This window comes from Nostoc favosum CHAB5714 (genome assembly GCF_020829495.1).
In the GTDB taxonomy this organism is placed as follows: domain Bacteria; phylum Cyanobacteriota; class Cyanobacteriia; order Cyanobacteriales; family Nostocaceae; genus Nostoc; species Nostoc favosum.
The window spans coordinates 1-17,993 of sequence record NZ_JAIVFQ010000034.1 but is presented as its reverse complement, the minus strand read 5'-3'; the positions used below and the strand labels follow the sequence as shown (position 1 = coordinate 17,993).

General features: G+C 37.6%; 11 protein-coding genes and 4 pseudogenes. 11 read left to right on the top strand and 4 right to left on the bottom strand.

What is annotated here, in order from left to right:
* Positions 1 to 13 precede the first annotated feature (13 nt).
* From LC586_RS20850 to LC586_RS20800, 11 genes and pseudogenes are all read left to right on the top strand, one after another.
* On the top strand, positions 14 to 4,675 hold the full coding sequence (locus LC586_RS20850; RefSeq protein WP_229486612.1) for a type I polyketide synthase: 4,662 nt from the start codon (positions 14 to 16) through the stop codon (positions 4,673 to 4,675).
* A gap of 45 nt (positions 4,676 to 4,720) precedes the next feature.
* Positions 4,721 to 5,170, top strand: coding sequence for a class I SAM-dependent methyltransferase (locus LC586_RS20845; RefSeq protein WP_229486611.1), 450 nt, complete (start codon positions 4,721 to 4,723; stop codon positions 5,168 to 5,170).
* Positions 5,142 to 5,693: a methyltransferase domain-containing protein gene (locus LC586_RS20840; RefSeq protein WP_229486610.1), complete on the top strand. Its 552-nt coding sequence runs from the start codon at positions 5,142 to 5,144 to the stop codon at positions 5,691 to 5,693. Before LC586_RS20845 ends, LC586_RS20840 begins: the two co-directional genes overlap by 29 nt.
* Before the next feature lie 102 nt (positions 5,694 to 5,795).
* Complete coding sequence (locus tag LC586_RS20835; protein ID WP_229486609.1) at positions 5,796 to 9,896, top strand: non-ribosomal peptide synthetase; 4,101 nt, start codon at positions 5,796 to 5,798, stop codon at positions 9,894 to 9,896.
* Between the two features lie 15 nt (positions 9,897 to 9,911).
* Positions 9,912 to 11,294 carry a cytochrome P450 gene (locus LC586_RS20830; RefSeq protein WP_229486608.1) on the top strand — a complete coding sequence of 461 codons (1,383 nt, stop codon included), beginning with the start codon at positions 9,912 to 9,914 and terminating at the stop codon, positions 11,292 to 11,294.
* A gap of 31 nt (positions 11,295 to 11,325) precedes the next feature.
* The gene (locus tag LC586_RS20825) at positions 11,326 to 11,487 is read left to right on the top strand and encodes a cytochrome P450 (RefSeq protein WP_229486607.1); all 162 of its coding nucleotides are present in this window, start codon (positions 11,326 to 11,328) and stop codon (positions 11,485 to 11,487) included.
* Positions 11,475 to 11,828 (top strand): annotated as a pseudogene (locus tag LC586_RS20820) (cytochrome P450); the annotation flags it as partial. The gene LC586_RS20825 and the pseudogene LC586_RS20820, both read left to right, overlap by 13 nt.
* Positions 11,829 to 11,901: 73 nt before the next feature.
* Complete coding sequence (locus LC586_RS20815; RefSeq protein WP_229486606.1) at positions 11,902 to 12,783, top strand: SDR family NAD(P)-dependent oxidoreductase; 882 nt, start codon at positions 11,902 to 11,904, stop codon at positions 12,781 to 12,783.
* A gap of 155 nt (positions 12,784 to 12,938) precedes the next feature.
* Positions 12,939 to 13,412, top strand: a pseudogene (locus LC586_RS20810) (transposase family protein); the annotation flags it as partial.
* Positions 13,413 to 13,453: 41 nt separating this feature from the next.
* A complete protein-coding gene (locus tag LC586_RS20805; RefSeq protein ID WP_229486605.1) occupies positions 13,454 to 14,803 on the top strand; it encodes an MATE family efflux transporter in 1,350 nt (449 codons plus the stop codon).
* A 70-nt stretch (positions 14,804 to 14,873) separates the two neighbouring features.
* A complete protein-coding gene (locus tag LC586_RS20800) occupies positions 14,874 to 15,779 on the top strand; it encodes an oxidoreductase (RefSeq protein WP_229486604.1) in 906 nt (301 codons plus the stop codon).
* A gap of 2 nt (positions 15,780 to 15,781) precedes the next feature.
* On the opposite strand, the pseudogene LC586_RS41185 reads toward LC586_RS20800, so the two are convergent.
* The 4 genes and pseudogenes from LC586_RS41185 to LC586_RS20785 all read right to left on the bottom strand — a co-directional run.
* Positions 15,782 to 15,997, bottom strand: a pseudogene (locus tag LC586_RS41185) (NF041680 family putative transposase); the annotation flags it as partial.
* 169 nt (positions 15,998 to 16,166) lie between these two features.
* Complete coding sequence (locus LC586_RS20795; protein WP_196519572.1) at positions 16,167 to 16,535, bottom strand: Tn3 family transposase; 369 nt, start codon at positions 16,533 to 16,535, stop codon at positions 16,167 to 16,169.
* A 1-nt stretch (position 16,536) separates the two neighbouring features.
* Positions 16,537 to 17,559, bottom strand: coding sequence for a DUF4158 domain-containing protein (locus LC586_RS20790; RefSeq protein ID WP_229486603.1), 1,023 nt, complete (start codon positions 17,557 to 17,559; stop codon positions 16,537 to 16,539).
* 182 nt (positions 17,560 to 17,741) lie between these two features.
* Positions 17,742 to 17,867 (bottom strand): annotated as a pseudogene (locus LC586_RS20785) (tyrosine-type recombinase/integrase); the annotation flags it as partial.
* Between the last annotated feature and the right edge of the window lie 126 nt (positions 17,868 to 17,993).

Genomic DNA, 17,993 nt, shown 5'->3' with positions numbered 1-17,993 from the left:
CAGGTTTTGACCGATGGACATAGCAGAGAATTTTATTCATAGTTTAAATGATAAAGACGAAATCGCTATTATTGGTATGGCAGGTCGTTTTCCTGGAGCAAATAAAGTTGATAGCTTTTGGCAAAACCTGCGGGATGGTGTAGAGTCAATTTCTTTTTTCACAGACGAGGAATTAATATCTGCTGGGATAGATTCAGCATCGCTGAATGATCCCAATTATGTGAAAGCAAGCGGTGTATTAGAAGATATAGAGTTATTTGATGCTTCCTTTTTCGGCTTTTCTCCCAGAGAAGCTGAAATTACAGACCCACAACACCGCCTTTTTATGGAATGTGTTTGGTCAGCTCTAGAAAATGCTGGTTACAACTCGGAAACTTATAGTGGTCAAATAGGTCTTTTTGCTGGCGTTGGTATTAGTACATACTTGCTGACCAATTTATATACTAATCAGGATTTAATAAAATCGGAAGACAATATTGTTATTGGTAATGATAAAGATTTTTTACCAACACAAATATCTTATAAATTAAACCTCAAAGGGCCAAGTATTAACGTTCAAACTGCCTGCTCTACATCATTGGTTGCGGTTCATCTAGCCTGCCAAAGTTTACTGAATGGTGAAAGTGATATAGCTTTAGCTGGTGGTGTAACCGTTGGAGTGCAACAAAAAGCTGGTTACTACTATGAACAGGGAGGAATTCAATCTCCTGATGGTCATTGTCGAGCTTTTGACGCTCAAGCTCAGGGAACAATTGGTGGTAATGGTTTAGGTGTGGTAGTCTTGAAAAGATTAGAGGATGCTATTAGTGATGGTGACTATATTCATGCAGTAATTAAAGGTTCAGCCGTTAATAATGATGGTTCTTTAAAGGTTGGATATACAGCTCCTAGTGTTGATGGTCAAAGGAAAGTTATTTTAGAGGCTTTAGCTTTAGCTTCCATCGAACCTGAGACTATTAGTTATGTAGAAACGCACGGTACAGGAACGATTTTAGGAGACCCAATTGAAATTAAGGCTCTCACACAAGCTTTTCGCGCTAGCACCAATAAAAAAGGATTTTGTGCGATTGGTTCAGTCAAAACCAATGTTGGACATTTGGATACAGCAGCGGGTGTGACAGGATTAATCAAAACAGTTCTGGCATTAAAACATCAACAAATACCTCCCAGTTTGCATTTTGAAAAGCCGAATCCGCAGATAGATTTCGCTAATAGTCCGTTTTACGTCAACACTAAACTTACCGAGTGGAAAGCCAACGGTACACCCCGCAGAGCAGGTGTGAGTTCCTTCGGTATTGGTGGAACTAATGCCCATATCATATTAGAAGAAGCGCCAGTTGTAGAGACGCGAAATTTCGCGTTTCCACCATCCCGTCCTTGGCAGTTATTACTTCTCTCAGCCAAAACCAGCACCGCCTTAAATACAGCAACTACCCAACTGCGCGATTATCTCGAACAAAACCCCGATACTCCCTTACCAGATGTAGCTTACACCCTGCAAGTAGGTCGGCGAGCTTTTGACTATCGCCGTATCATTATTTGTCAAGACCGAGATGATGCAATCAAATCCCTCGACAGCCAAAATCCACAACGTATTTTTAGCCACCAGCACAAACCTGGTCACTGTCCAGTTATCTTCATGTTTTCGGGACAAGGGTCACAATATGCAAACATGGGTCGGGAACTGTATGAAGTAGAACTGACGTTTAAAAAACACGTAGATAGTTGCGCTGCTATTTTACAACCCCACCTTGGTCTTGATATCCGCTCCCTACTTTATCCCAATCCAGAAGAAACAGAAACTGTTTCCAATCAACTCCAACAAACATCCCTTACCCAAAGTGCATTATTTGCAGTTGAGTATGCCCTAGCTCAGTTATTCATGTCTTGGGGAGTGCGTCCAGAGGTGATGATTGGTCATAGTATTGGCGAATATGTGGCTGCAACGATTGCAGGTGTATTTTCTTTAGAAGATGCTTTGAAAATTGTGGCAAAAAGGGGACAGTTAATGCAACAGGTATCCCCAGGAAGTATGTTGGCAATTAGGCTGCCGGAAAAAGATGTGCAACTGCTGCTCAATAGAAACGAATTATATCGAGAATCTCTACAAGTTGCAGTAATTAATAGCCCATCCTCCTGCGTAGTCTCTGGAACAAACGACGCTGTTGCAGCCCTAGAAAAGCAATTATCCTCTCAAGAAGTTGAATGTCGTCAGTTGCATACATCTCATGCGTTTCATTCTGTGATGATGGAAGCGATATTGTCAGCATTTGCTGAGGCAATTAAAACAGTTAAGCTGAATCCACCAAAGATACGCTTTATTTCCAATGTCACTGGTAGTTGGATTACTCAAGAACAAGCGACAAGTCCGGATTATTGGTGTCAGCATCTACGAAAAACAGTCAGGTTTTCAGATGGGATATTGCAATTAATACAGCAGTTTGAAGGTGTTTTTCTGGAGGTGGGACCGGGGCGAACTTTAGGCACGTTAACGACGCAGCATTTAGAGAAAGATGCTAAACAACAGGTATTGACTTCGTTACGCCATGTCAAAGAGCAACAATCTGATGTTAGCTTTTTATTACAAACATTGGGTCGGTTGTGGCTTTCTGGTGTAGAAATAGATTGGTCGGGATTTTATACTTACGAACAGCGTCATCGTTTGCCTTTACCTACTTATCCTTTTGAGCGACAACGCTATTGGATTGAGCCTAAATCGCGATCGCATTCCGTAAACATCAAAGCGACAACATTAGATCAAAAGCAAGATATTGCCGACTGGTTCTATGTTCCCTCATGGAAGCGTTCTCTACTGACTTATACATCATCCGAAGAAATAAAATCAACACAAGAAGAAAAATGGCTATTTTTTGTTGATGATTTAGGAGTAGGGGAGCAACTAATTGATAAGTTAAGAAATCAGGTTAAAAGTATAATTATTGTTAAGCAAGGAGATGAGTTTAGTAAACTCAGTGAGGGTATCTATACAATTGCTCCATGTATAAATGAAGATTATAATAAGTTATTACAAGAACTAATATCTTTAAATAAAATTCCCGAAAAAATTGTTTATCTATGGAGTTTAACTCATCTTGATAACCTTCTATCAGTAAAATATTTAGAATTTAAAAGCCTACTATTTTTAACCCAGAGCCTTAGTAGACTAAAAATTAGTGCTTCCCTACAACTTAGGGTGATATCAAACAACATTCAAGAGGTTAACGGGAATGAAGAACTAAACCCAGAGAAAGCTACAATATTAAGTTTATGTAATGTAATTCCTCAAGAGTATCCCAATATTAGCTGTCAGTGCATTGATATTGCTTTAACTTACAGCAGAAACTTAGAAGAAAGACAAGAAAATTGTGAGAGTAATATTATTGACAAACTTTTGAACGAGTTAACCTCTGCATCCTTAGATACGGTAGTCGCTTATCGCGATCGCCACCGTTGGGTACAAATATTTGAGTCAGTTAACACAGAGCTAATAGTTGAGAAAAAAATATCTTTAAGAAAACAAAGTGTTTACTTTTTTCCCGGTGGTTTAGAAACTATTGAGGTCGTGCTTGCAGAATATTTAACAAAAACTTTCCAAGCAAAACTCATATTTATTGAAAATGTTAAATTTCCAGAGCAAGATAATTTCTCACAATGGCTTGAAACTCATCCTCAAGATGATGAAGTGAGTTTCAAAATCCAGCAAGTTTTAGCATTAGAGAAATTAGGTGCAGAAATTTTATTATTACGTGCCGATACCACTAATTACGAGCAGATGCATCAAGCTTTTGCATCTGCAAATGTTGAACAAATTAATGGTGTAATTTATTCAACTGGTATCCAGCGCGATAACCTATTTGCTTCTATTCTCGAAATTACTGGAGTAGAATTTGAAAATTTATTAGAATTACAAAGTAGTAACATTCTAGTATTAGAACAAGTCTTACAGGATTTTAATATAGATTTTTGTATCATTTTTTCTTCTTTGTCTTCCATTTTAGGAGGATTTGGGTTAGGCTTATATTCAGCAGTTAACCAATTCATCGATACTTTTAGCAATCGACATAATCAAAAGAATTATTTGCCGTGGTATGTTATAAATTGGGATAAATTCCAACTGAGTGCAAGCCAGAACGAAACACCACCGGAACGATTTTCTGGAGCAGAATTAGCTATCACCTCAGTAGAAGCAGTAGAAGTATTTAAACGTGTGTTTTCTTTTAGGGAACCAACTCAAAGTATTCTTTCTACAGTAGACATTAACGCAAGGAAAAATCATACAAATAGTCTGGACTCTTTGGTAGATTCAAAATCTAATAATCAATTAGATTCATCATCACGCTACTCTCGACCAAGCCTAAGTAATTCCTATGTTGCTCCCAAAAATGAGTTGGAAAAACAAATTACAGAGATATGGCAAGAGGTACTTGGGATTACAGAAATCGGTATTTACGACAACTTCTATGAGTTAGGGGGAGACTCCCTAATTGCAACTCAATTAATGTCTCGATTGCGAGCTAAATTTCCTGTAGACTTACCACTACGCGACCTGTTATTGGATGCGATGATACCAATTAAGCAGGCAGAAATAGTTGAGCAACTTTTGTTGGAAAAAATTGAGGAATTATCTGAAGAAGATGCAGAAACTTTTTTAGCTAATCTTGTAGAGAATTCTTGAATTGTTCAATTTTAAACCTTACTTTGAAAAATAACAAACAAACGTATGTCTTTAGTTAACAATGATGCAAATCACTCTCCTATTGCGTCGGTATATAATCTAATCCCTTTCTATACGGAAGAACTTGTAATGCCAGTTTTAGAGCAATTAATGCTAAAACATCTCCCCAAAGGAGCACATATTCTCGATATTGGTTGTTCTAACGGACAGGTACTCCAACAGCTTCAAATAAGAGGTTATCAAACTACTGGACTTGATGTTTGTGAGGAATTGTTACGTTTTGCCCGAATAAATTCACCTGAAAGTAAATTTATCCTTAGTGATATACGTAAATTTCAGTCGCCTCCCATCTATGATGCGGTTTATTCAAAAAACGTTTTCAGCTTTTTTCTGAATCTTGAGGAATTGACAACTGTCTTCCAAAACGTTATGGGGGCGATGCGTGATAATGCTCTGTTTGAAACTTTTGCGTATAGCTCGAACGAATGTACCTGAAAGTAAATTTATCCTTGGTGATATACGTAAATTAGATTTGCAACCAATTTATGATGCGGTTATTTCAATCGATGTTTTCTGTCATATCCTAAACCTTGAAGAATTGACAACTGTATTCCAAAAAGTGTATACGGCGATGCGTTGTAATGGTATTTTTGCATTTACCACTCCAACAGTAGAAGAAGCATGGCTCACAACAATATTTGAGAATAGATATAATTTTGAATATTTCAATAGAATTATTGAAGGTGATACATCTATTCTTATTGAAAGATACTACAACCACAACCACGAGGAAAAGATTAGGGAAGTCAAGTTTACCTCCCTTGAATTGATAAATGAAGTTTGGCAACGTTCAGATAGTACTATGCTAGTAAAAGATTATTTGATATCAGAGATTAAATCTGCTTTAGCTAATGCTGGATTCATAGAAATTAATAAATATAGTTCCAGAGATTTTGGTGATGATGGACCTGTTAGTGCTCCTTTGTTTGTTTGTCGTAAGCCATCTGTTTTGCAATAGTATAAACGGTCGAAGTTCTGATCGCACCGCTTGTGAGAAATGCGGACATATCTACTTTTAGTAGAAGCAATTTAATTTGTAATTGATAGTTAATTATTAGTTATGGATACAAAATATTCTAACTTATCACCAGCGAAAAAAGCTCTCTTGGAAAAATGGAAAGGGGGAAAACTTCAAGCTGATGTAATTCCTAAACGTCAAGGTTGCCAGAATATCCCTTTATCTTTTTCCCAACAAAGGCTGTGGTTTATTGACCAGCTTTATCACGGCAGTTCTTTCTACAATATTCCTATAGCTTTTCACATACAGGGAAACCTCAATATTGCAGCACTTGAGCAAAGCTTGAATGAAATTCTCAAGCGTCATGAAGTTTGGCGAACAAATTTTAGACTTGTAAATGGAGAGCCAATACAAGAAATTGCTCTCCAATTTACTTGGAATTTATCTATTATTAACCTACAACATTTATCTGGTAAAAATTGGGAACCAAAAGTTAAACAATTTGCAGCAGAGGAAGCTAAAAAATCTTTTAATTTGGCTAAAGGGCTATTGGTGAGAGCTACTTTACTGCGATTGAGTGAAGAAGAACATATTTTGCTTGTGACCATGCATCACATTATTACAGATGGATGGTCTTGCGGTGTGTTCCTGCGCGAGTTGTCAACGCTATATGCTGCTTTCTCAACAAATCAACCTTCCTCCTTAAGCGAACTCCCGATTCAGTATGCAGATTTTTCCATTTGGCAACGCGATCGCATTCAGGGTGAATTCCTCGCAACCCAATTAAATTACTGGAAGGAACAACTCCAAGGTGAGTTACCTGTACTACAACTACCCACAGACCGTCCGCGTCCTAACCTTAATACTTTCACTGGAGCCAAGCAATACTTTGCATTCTCAGCATCCCTAACTAATGCTCTCAAGCAATTAAGCCAGCGAGAAGACGCTACTTTATTTATGAGTTTGCTGGCAGCATTTAACGTATTACTATACCGCTACACAGACCAGGAAGATATCTTAATCGGTTCTCCAATTGCTAACCGCAACCGTGCAGAATTGGAAGGGATGCTGGGTTTATTTGTTAATACTTTGGTGTTACGTAATAATCTCAGTGGTAATCCCAGTTTTCGCGAACTTTTACATCGAGTACGGGAGGTGACTCTAGATGCTTATGCACATCAAGATTTGCCTTTTGAGATGCTTGTAGAAGAATTGCAACCCGAACGGGACTTAAGCCGAAATCCGCTTTATGATCTCATGTTCGTCCTGCAAAATACTCCAAGTTCCGTTCAGGAAGTGTCTGGTTTAACTTTACGTACTTTTGGGTTTGATAGCGGTACTGCTCAACTAGATATTTTTCTATCAATGTCTGAATCCGAAGAGGGATTAACAGGCTGGTTAGAATACAACACAGATATTTTTGACTCAACAACAATTACTCAATTTATCAACAATTTTCAGACTTTATTGGAAAATATTGTTGCCAATCCAGAGCAACGTCTGAGTGAATTATCGCTACTAACTGCTTCTGAGCAAGAAGAATTATTATTTAAGTTTAATCAAACTTATGCAGATTATTCTCAAGACGTATGTCTACATCAATTATTTGAGCAACAAGTTGAACTAACACCATTATCTATAGCACTAATTAGCGATTCTGAAGAAATAACTTATCGTCAACTGAACCATAGAGTTAATCAACTGGCACATTACTTACAAAAACAGGGTGTAACAAAAGAAACTTTAGTTGCTCTATGTTTAGAACGCGACCTAGATATGGTAGTGGGAATTTTAGCTATTCTCAAAGCTGGTGGTGCATACATTCCCCTCGACCCCAGTTATCCGGTGAAACGTTTAAATTTTATGCTTTCTGATTCCCAAGCATCGCTGTTAATTAGTAAGCAAGAAATTTTAGAAAAACTATCATTATCTGCGGCTAAAACTGTTTGCTTGGATATCCAAAAAGAGGAAATTGCACAAGAAAGTTTAGAAAATCTCATTAACTTATCTTTCTCAGACAATCTTGCTTATATTATCTACACTTCTGGGTCAACTGGAACACCGAAAGGTGTGCTTGGTACTCATCGCGGTACAGTAAACGGCTTACACTGGTTATGGAAGACTTATCCTTTCACTCCAGGAGAAGTTTGCTGTCAGAAAACAGCTATTAGTTTTGTCGATTCTATTTGGGAAATTTTTGCTCCTTTACTGCAAGGAATTCCCACAGTAATTATCAGCAATGCGACTGTACTAGACCCGCAATTATTTATAGAATCTCTAGCACAACACAAAGTTTCTCGAATTATACTTGTACCTTCATTACTGCGACTAATTTTAGATAATTATAGTCATCTAGTTAAGAAATTAACGCATTTAAAATTTTGGATAACTAGCGGAGAAGCATTATCTGTTAAATTAGTTCAAACTTTCCGAGAATTGATGCCATTTGCCAAACTTATCAACCTTTATGGCTCATCGGAAGTTTCCGCCAATGCAACTTACTACGATACTAGTCTCTTACCAGAACAAGCCGACAGTGTGCCTATTGGTCGCCCCATAGATAACACTCAGATTTATGTATTGAATCGTGATTTACAACCAACACCTAGAGGAGTAATTGGAGAACTTTATCTTGGTGGTGATGGGTTAGCAAAGGGTTATTTACATCGCCCAGAATTAACCCAGGAAAGATTCATTGATAATTCCTTTATACCTGGAAATAAACTTTATAAAACAGGCGATTTAGTCCGATATCTCCCAGATGGTAATTTGGAATATTTAGGTCGCTGTGATGAACAGGTAAAAATCAGGGGTTTTCGAGTAGAATTGGGTGAAATTGCAACTGCGATCGCACAACATCCAGATGTACGAGAATCTGTTGTAACTGCTAGCAATGATGCTCAAGAGAATTCCCGTTTGATTGCCTATGTTGTCACAAACAAGCAGGATATAACAACACAACTGTTATCATATTTGCAACAGAAGCTACCTAACTATATGTTGCCGTCCGCTTTTATCGTACTTGATAAACTTCCACTGACACCTAATGGAAAAGTAGATAAGTGTGCATTGCCAAGTAGTGAAGTTATCCAATCAAATACAAATAAAGCCTTTGTTGCTCCACGAAACTTTACCGAATTAGCCTTAGCAAAACTTTGGGAAAATCTCCTCAATACTAGTCCTATTGGAGTAACAGATAACTTCTTTGACTTAGGAGGACACTCATTTTTAGGTGTTCGCCTAATGGCTCAAATTTATGATAAATTTAGACATAATCTTCCCCTATCTACTCTTTTTGAAAATCCAACTATTGAAAAACTAGCAGCAATAGTTAGTCAACCATTTCGCAAAATTTCTAATTCTCACTTGGTAGCAATTAACTCTTCTGGTGACAAGCTACCTTTCTTCTGTATGCATGGTGCTGGCGGAGATATTAGTCAATACTTTAAATTATCCAAAATCCTAGGTGAAGAATATCCATTTTATGGATTGGAACATGGGCCAGACCCCGAACAACCTAAAATTATTTCAGTGGAGGAAACAGCATCTCGCTATCTGCAAGAAATTCAGAAAGTACAACCAAATGGGCCCTATTTATTAGGTGGTCATTGTTACGGTGGTGTGCTTGCTTTTGAAATGGCGCAGCAACTCCAAAAACAGGGTCAAGCAGTAGGTTTAGTAGCTATTATAGATGCCATATTACCAGAGACAACGATTGAATCAACAAATGATGATGATGCAAAGTTTTTGCTGCGTATAGCTGAAGAAATCAAAACAGAAAATGACATCGATTTTTATGTTCCCTTTGAGGAGCTTCGAGATTTGTCGCTCGATGAGCAACTGAATTTAGTAAACAAAAAAGCCAACTTTATTTTTTCTGATGTAGAGCTTAAGGATTTTCTCCGTCATTACCAACTTTTCAAAGCCAATGTCCAAGCAATGCGAGATTATGTCCCACGGGTTTATCTCCGTCCCTTAACTGTCTTTCGAGCAAAAGAAGAGATTATCCATGATTTTGATAATCCAGATTGGAGTACTGATGACCTTTTTCTAGGTTGGGATAAATATTCTAGTGAATCGACTCAGGTTGTTGAAGTTCCAGGAAATCATTTTTCAATGCTACTTGAACCTCATATTCATGAATTAGCTAAACAATTGAGAATATGCATTGATAATGCTGTTCATAATTTAAATGTGCAATAGGAGTAAAAGAGACTGATGCAACTACCTCCAGGACCGAAAGCTCCTTCTTGGTTACTAGCTCTACAATTTGAGGCTGATATCTTTGGCTATATGGATGCTATTTCTCAACGTTACGGTGACATTGTGACTGTAATGTTTGGTTCTACACCAACAGTTTATGTCAGCAATCCTTCAGGAATAAAGGAGATTTTCATGCGAGGTAAGGAAATTATAGCCAGGGGCGCATTAAACAAAGAAGAGTTTGCCTTATTTACAGGAGAAAAAGGAGTTCTCCAACTAGATGGATCGCGTCATAAAAATCGGCGTAAATTGTTAATGTCAGCTTTTCACGGTGCGCGGATGCAAGCCTGCGGACAACATATCTGCGAACTGACAGAAAACATTATGAGTCAACAAGTTATTGGAAAACCTTTTCTTGCTTACTCAATGCTAGAGCATATTACCTTAGCAATAGGTATAGAAATTGTTATGGGATTGCGTGAAGGGGAACGCTATGAAAGAATCAAAAAATTATTTGCTTCTGTTTTTAAACATGAACTCTCCCCACTGCTGCAACTGGTTGCAAAACTACCCTTTTGGGGATGGAATTTAGGAAGGTGGAGTCCTCAAGGAAATTTGCTTTACCTCCGGCAACAGCTTTTTCAACTGTTGTATGCTGAAGTTCAAGAATGCCACAAGCAAGCAGATCCATCTCGTACTGATCTTCTTTCGGAATTAGTATTGGCAACAGATGAGACAGGTGAGCCGATTTCTGATGAGGAAATACGAGATTTATTAATTTCACCGATTGGAGCGGCTCAAGGAGCTTCAGCAACTGCGATCGCTTGGGCTTTGTACTGGATTCACCGTTTACCTCATGTTCGCGATCGTCTACTAGAGGAACTTAATCGCCTTGGCAAAAACCCAAATATCACAAGCATCTTGGCATTACCTTATCTCAATGCTGTTTGCAACGAAGTTTTACGAATTTACCCAACTCAACTTTTTGCGTTTCCCAGGATAGTAGAGTCTCCTATTGAAATAATGGGCTATAAGTTGAGTCCGGGAACAATACTAATTGCAAATATTTATTCTACACATCAGCGTAAAGATTTATATCCAGAGCCAAAACAATTTAAGCCAGAGCGTTTTCTCGAAAAACAGTTTTCTACCTATGAATTTTTGCCCTTTGGTGGCGGTTCTCGTGTTTGTATTGGTGGAACATTTGCTCTGTTTGAAATGAAATTGGTATTGACAACAATTCTTTTACACTATCAGTTAAAGCTAGTGAGAAAACAACCAGAAAAACCAAAATTTGATGGTCTTCTTTGTTATCCGGCTTCTGGCGTTAAGATGATCGTGCAGGGTCGGTATCAACATAAAGGACAATCACAATCATTAGTAATTGGGTCAGTTTAATCTATGGAGTTTTTTATAGCAAGTAATATTTATGACACTACCCCCAAGTCCAAAAACACCTACTTGGCTATTAGGTCTACAGCTTTTGACTAATCCGCTTGGCTGTATGGATTCTATTTACAAGCGCTATGGCGATATCTTTACCATCATGGATGGTTCTAAACCAATAATTTACGTTTTGAGTTCCCAGTAAAACTTATGGGCTACGAATTAGTTCCGGGAACAGAAGTTTTTTGTAATATTTATTCAACACATCAACGAGAAGATGTATACCCAGAGCCGAAACAATTTAAACCAGAGCGCTTTCTAGAAAAAAAATTCTCTCCCTATGAATTTTTACCTTTCGGTGGTGGATCTCGTAGTTGCATCGCAGGTACTTTTGCCATGTTTCAAATGAAGCTTGTGTTAGCAACAATTCTTTCTCGCTATGAATTAGCGCTGGTTAATAGGCAACCAGAACAAGAAAGGATTGTAGGTCTCCAATGTCATCCTAAAAGTAGGGTGAAAATGGTTATGAATTCGGTATTTACATAAATAAAAAACAATCACAGTAACTTTTTTGGCTTTAGCTTAGCTATTAGATAACGGGCATATGGAGAAATTAGGTATGACTAAGAGTAGTAAAGGCGCGGTTGTAATTACAGGAACATCCACAGGTCTCGGTCGGGAAATTGCACTTTTTCTTGACAAAAAAGGGTATCGAGTTTTTGCAGGAGTCCGCACAGAAAAAGATGCAGAGTCACTAAAGCAGGCTGCGTATGGTAATTTAACTCCAATCATCATGGATATCACAAAAGAAGAACAAATTCGAGCCGCATCTGAATTGGTTTTGTTAGCAGTCGGTGATGAAGGGCTTTTAGGATTAGTCAATAATGCAACTGCAATAGTATTTGGACCTTTAGAATGCGTTCCCATAGAAGACGTAAGAGAAAATTTTGAAGTAGGTATTATAGGACAAATTGCTGTTACTCAAGCATTTTTACCAATGCTTAGAAAAGCCAAAGGACGGGTTATTAACATTAGTTCGGCTAGTGGCAGAATCGCCGAACCATATTTCGGACTTTTATGTGCTGCAAAATCTGCACTTGAATCATTTACAGATTCTTTGCGAATGGAATTACGTTCTTCTAATGTTAAGGTTATATCTATCTTTCCACAACAATTAAAAACAGAGGTTTTTAAAAAAGTCGAAGCTAGCTATGAAAAGACGTTTGCCAATATGTCGTCAGAAGCTAAAGCTATTTATGATAAAAATTCTAGAATTTTTATTCAAGAAACCGTTGCAGGACATATGAATGGTATGTCCTGTGAAAAAATTGCAAATGTTATTTTAAAGTCCTTAGAAGATAGAAATCCTAAAAGACAATATTTTGGTTATTCAATTTCGTCGATTTTGCTGTCGTCTTATATATCTCTCTTGAAAAGGTTACTCCCACATCAGTATTTTTATGATATTTATTTTAAGATTAACTATGGTCATTTGAAGTAGGTGTTATCGGGCTGATATAGCAATCCGGTTTGATTTTTGAAAAAAATTAAGTATTTGTAGGGTGGGCAATGTTCACCAAAACCCGGATTTAACCCAGATAGGTTAGGCATTACCCACCCTACGTGTATTTCAAAAATCAAATATTAGTCCTATGAATGACATTTCCTTTGATGTTTGAAGTATATAAACCCAAACAAAGATTATTAGAAGAAGATGTGTATCAGACCAAGCCAGAAATTGCTGCAAAAATGATTAGAAAACTCCGAGCGATGGGGTTTAAATTTAAGCTGGCCTTAGCAGATAGTCTATATGGGGAAAGCGATATGGGGAAAGCGATATGGGGAAAGCGATATGGGGAAAGCGATTGCAACTTTCTTAGCGTATTGTGTGAATTGCAACTAGATTTTGTAGTAGCGATTCGGAGCAATCATGGAGTGTGGCTACCACAAGGTCAGCAAGTAAGATATAACAATTGGCGACCTTATAATCGTATTTTCTCAGATGGCAAACAAGAAACGAGGTATATTCGGGAAATAGTATTTGGCAAGCACCATCCCATTCAATATTGGCAAGTTACGACTGACCCTGAAACTTTACCCAAAAATTACACTTGGTTTATTATGACTAAAGCAGTATCGTGTTAGCTATTTGGCTAAGGTTGAGTAAATAAATGACTTCACAAAAACAATCTCAAATTACAAACGAAATCCTTCAAGGTAATTTGATTAAATTAATGTTTAAGCTGTCAATACCCAGTATTCTGGGGATATTAATGCTTAATTTAAACATTTTTATCGATGCTTTATTTGCGGGAAGGTTCATTGGTGAAAATGCTTTAGCTGGTATCTCACTTGCAATGCCACTTACAAGTATAGTAAATGGATTTGCTAGCTTGATAGGGGAAGGCTCCGCTTCTGTTCTTAGTCGAGCCATTGGGTCTGGAGATGTTAAGACTCAATCTAAAATATTTGGAAATATTATAATTTTAAGTATTGTAATTTCTTCTTTTATTACAATTATTGGTTATATGTTTGGTCAAGAATTGATTACACTCATGGGTGGGAATGGTGAAGCCGCATCAGAAGGTACAAAATATTTGAAAATATATGTATTAGGTTCTATATTTTTGATATTGGGAGAAGCTTGTGGTGAAGTTATAAATGCAGAAGGAAATATTAGATTGAACACGCTATTTAACTTTATTTTTGTAAGTGTTAATATTTTATTAAACTATATATTTATTACTGTATATAATTGGGGAATTCAAGGCATTGCTCTTGCTACAGTTATGGCAATGCTGGTTTCTAGTATTCTGAATCTATCTTATTTCATTACGGGTAAAAGTATTATCCCTGTCCATATCAAAAAATTAGCGATCGCGATAGACTTGCTTACAGAAATATTTTCAATAGGAATATCTTCCCTGTTTTATCCAGTGATGATATTGGTTCAAGAGTTTGTAATGTTGAATCTAATTTCTGATTATGGAAAAAATATTGATATTGCTTTTTTCGGTGCAACAATGAAAGTGAATTTATTGATGGCTATTCCTATTGTCGGTTTAGCACAAGCATTAAAACCAGTAATAGGTATGAACTATGGGTCGAAGAAGTACAAAAGGGTTAAGAATGCATACTTAATTTTCGCAATAATAGGAACTACATTACTATTATTTATTTGGCTACCTTTACAAATATTTCCAACAGTATCTTTGAATATGATTTTGCCAGGTATTAATTTTACGATAGAAGATATAATTAATTTTAGGATTCTCAATCTACTAGTACCAATATGGCCTTTAGCTTACTGTAGTAATATCCTTTTTTTATCTATCGGTAAGCCTAAAGTTGTTTTATTAGCATTATTTATTAAAAGCATAGTATTAAATGTGCCAATGATGATATTTCTCTCAAGCTTAATTGGTTTAAAAGGTATATATATTGGTTCAATATTGGCAGATTTTATATTTATGTTGGTAGTTTTTTGGCTGACAGCAAAAGAATTTGGGCATTTATCATAGTTTCAGCTTATGCAAATTTAACTGTAATCCTGCAATGATGCAACGTCCATATTTTCAAAGGAGAATTTCCATGGTAATGTCCTCAGATAAACATACACGAGTATGGTTTATTACTGGTACTTCAAGTGGCCTTGGTCGAGCATTAGCAGAAACAGTACTCGAACGGGGTGAGACTGTGGTGCTAACAGCACGAAATCCACAGCAGGTAGCAGATTTAGCTGCAAGTTTTCCGGGTCGTACATTAGCAGTGCAACTTGATGTAACAAAACCTGAACAAGTACGAGAAGCTGTAAAACAGGCAATTGAAAGTTTTGGACGTATTGATGTACTAGTTAACAATGCTGGATGTGAGGTCGCGGGGGTAATTGAAGAACTTAGTAATGAAGCAGTTCGCCATACCTTTGAAACGAACTTTTTTGGTGTATTAGAAATTCTCAGAGCTGTATTACCCCATATGCGACAACAACGTAGCGGACACATTATTAATATTTCATCAGTTGCTTGTTTTGAACTTGGTCCTGGGGTTTATGCTAGTAGTAAACTTGCGCTAGAGGGAATTTCTGGTTCTTTGGCTGGCGAAGTTGCACCTTTCGGTATAAGAGTAACATCAGCTCAACCGAATGGTCTTCGTACAGAATTTTTCACGCGCTCTTTTGTCTTAACTGAAACTCAAATTGAGGACTATAAGCCATTGATTAATGAAATACGCCAGGGTGTGCAAGAGGTTATCAACGGGGGCTTACCAGGTGATCCGAAAAAAGTGGCTCTGGCAATAACTAAAGTGGTTGATAGCGATAATCCACCAGCTAGATTGGCTCTGGGAGCCTATACGGTAGAAACTATTGAAGCTGCATTAGAGTTTATGAAATCAGAATTAGATGCTTGGAGGGAAGTGTCTATGAGTACTGATTTTGACGAGATTGCAGCAGATAAAATCCAAATAGTAAGTATTCCACAGCACAAGAATAATCTTTAGTATTAAACCGCAACTGATGGCTCTTTACGTGGTCGTGTTACGATTTTTTTAACAATCGGGCATCGGTTTTTACGGTGACGCTTTTTTCCTGCTTCCCAACCCGGGGACTTTCCGCGAGGTTTGGGTGGTTGGGCAGGAGTACCAATGGCCGCGAAAACTCCACCCATAGCTTGAGCAACTCTTCCAGGGGTCAAATTACCCTGAGACTTCTGCCAAGGTCAGTAGACCGAAAACTTTTGCGATCGCTAAAAAATGGTAGTTTAAGATACAGTTTTTGGCGGAAATATACAAAAGCTAACTGCTAGGCTTAATGATAAGATTAGTTTATAAGGGGTAAATATAGCGAATGTAAAAACCTGCAAGATGGTCTGGAAAGCGTTGCTATATCTACATTTCAAAGATTTCTGGTGGGAGATTAATAGCAGCCTCCAATGGTTGGGGAATATTATGTAAATTCACCACATAATCACCGTATCTTTTGATATGTCTTGTTATGTATGGACTCATTGCTGCAAGGTGTCGCATAGGAATCAGTTCTCCCTGTGACATTAACGTTTGGATAGCCAACGACATATCAACCGTATTCTGCAAAATAACTGCGCTTGCTACCAAATCAAGATATTTCAGCCGCTTTTCCTGCTCAATAGGATCATTTTCAGTAATCGCTCCCAGCTTACCGAAGAACACCCAGTCCAGAAAGGCATTGTACATCTCCACAATATTCGTTATCGCTGTAATCTCATGCCGAAGAGCCACATTAGAAACATAGTCGAGCAAAAACATTGTTCGCACTACCTTGCCCAAAGGTAGCCAATAACTCTGATGTTTCCGTCAAATGTTTGTCGCGTAATTCCTGCAATCGCTGTTTAGCATTATTTTGAATCTTGAGGATACGTTTAATAAACATATCGACAAGATAATCACGGGTGTTAACCTGTGCCTCGTACAATAGACATAACAGCAACGTCCGACGTTTGGGTAAATTAATATCTTGAAATTCCGAGATATCCAAAGCCCTAGCCTGTGCCGCAAAATGTCTAACTTTGGTGATGGCAATACTTTGTAGCAGTCGCTTGGCATCACCAAAGGTCATGAGAACATCAAACTTACTTTGTAGGAGTTTCATCCCACTAAGTTTGGCACTTTTAGGTGGCGATTTTAGTAAATTAAGAGTGGCATTTTCATCTACTTCATTATTTGTCACCGCTAGCAATTGGTCTAAATAAATCTGCTCGTTGATGGAAAGCCCCTCAGAACAAAGTACAAACAAGCGATTATTGACCATTGAACGAATGTGGCGAATTAATCGGTCAAGAGTGCTAAATGCTGGTAACTCGTATCGTTCTTTAACTAATTCTTCAATGGCTACATTGATTAAATCAGCAGGGTGGTCTTTAACCTCCGCAGCTTCTGCAACTAATGCGGCTATTAATCTTTGACCTGTTTTATTATACTGTTTGACTTTCAGATAATCCCGAATCGCCTGAAGATAAGTGTAGCGTTGGCGTTCAGATGGAATTGCTTTTACCCAATCTTGTAACTTTAAACACGACCGTAAATGTTTGATAACCGCAATTGGTACTAGTTCGGGGTGGGGAAAATAACCAAGCCGTTGGAAGGATTTTAGCATGACCATAAAACTAAGAAATCCTTCGTGGCTCTTAGTTTTGGACTTTGCAAACTTGATTTCTGCGCTTTGTGGTGTATAAAGCTCTGCAAGCTCTTTCGGGTTGGGAAATTGTTTGAATTTAGGATATGCAGTACGGTCAATTAAGGTCATTAAGGTGATATTTAAAACATAAAAAATACCAAAAACAACTAGATGGTGCTTGATCCCTCACTGTTCAACCCCATAGTATTTTATATTCTTTTGGGTAGAGATAATTAATTGAATTAATTTCAGCACTTTTTTGGTAAATGATGCTGTTGATGGAGATGACGAATAGGCAATAAATGTTGCTTCTAAGTGTCTGGATTTATCAGAATATTTAAAGCATGACGTGCAGCTGATTCTGCTTTTTGTGAAGTAACTTTCTGATAACGTAAAGTGGTTTGGATACTTTCATGTCCCATTAGGGAGCGTAACTGATACCGTTGGCGAAACATTACTTAACATAAAAACGCCGATTGTACCGCGTATTACATGGAGAGGAGAAACCTCCCTTCCCGTGTATTACACGGGAAGAAAAAAATTAAGTTAACTGCCTCAATAAT

Bases quoted from the DNA above. Each gene is read 5' to 3' on its own strand.
- LC586_RS20815 (WP_229486606.1), top strand. From the start codon at position 11,902: ATGACTAAGAGTAGTAAAGGCGCGGTTGTAATTACAGGAACATCCACA.
- LC586_RS20835 (WP_229486609.1), top strand. From the start codon at position 5,796: ATGGATACAAAATATTCTAACTTATCACCAGCGAAAAAAGCTCTCTTG.
- LC586_RS20805 (WP_229486605.1), top strand. From the start codon at position 13,454: ATGACTTCACAAAAACAATCTCAAATTACAAACGAAATCCTTCAAGGT.
- LC586_RS20800 (WP_229486604.1), top strand. From the start codon at position 14,874: ATGGTAATGTCCTCAGATAAACATACACGAGTATGGTTTATTACTGGT.
- LC586_RS20790 (WP_229486603.1), bottom strand. From the start codon at position 17,559: ATGACCTTAATTGACCGTACTGCATATCCTAAATTCAAACAATTTCCC.
- LC586_RS20850 (WP_229486612.1), top strand. From the start codon at position 14: ATGGACATAGCAGAGAATTTTATTCATAGTTTAAATGATAAAGACGAA.
- LC586_RS20830 (WP_229486608.1), top strand. From the start codon at position 9,912: ATGCAACTACCTCCAGGACCGAAAGCTCCTTCTTGGTTACTAGCTCTA.
- LC586_RS20825 (WP_229486607.1), top strand. From the start codon at position 11,326: ATGACACTACCCCCAAGTCCAAAAACACCTACTTGGCTATTAGGTCTA.
- LC586_RS20845 (WP_229486611.1), top strand. From the start codon at position 4,721: ATGTCTTTAGTTAACAATGATGCAAATCACTCTCCTATTGCGTCGGTA.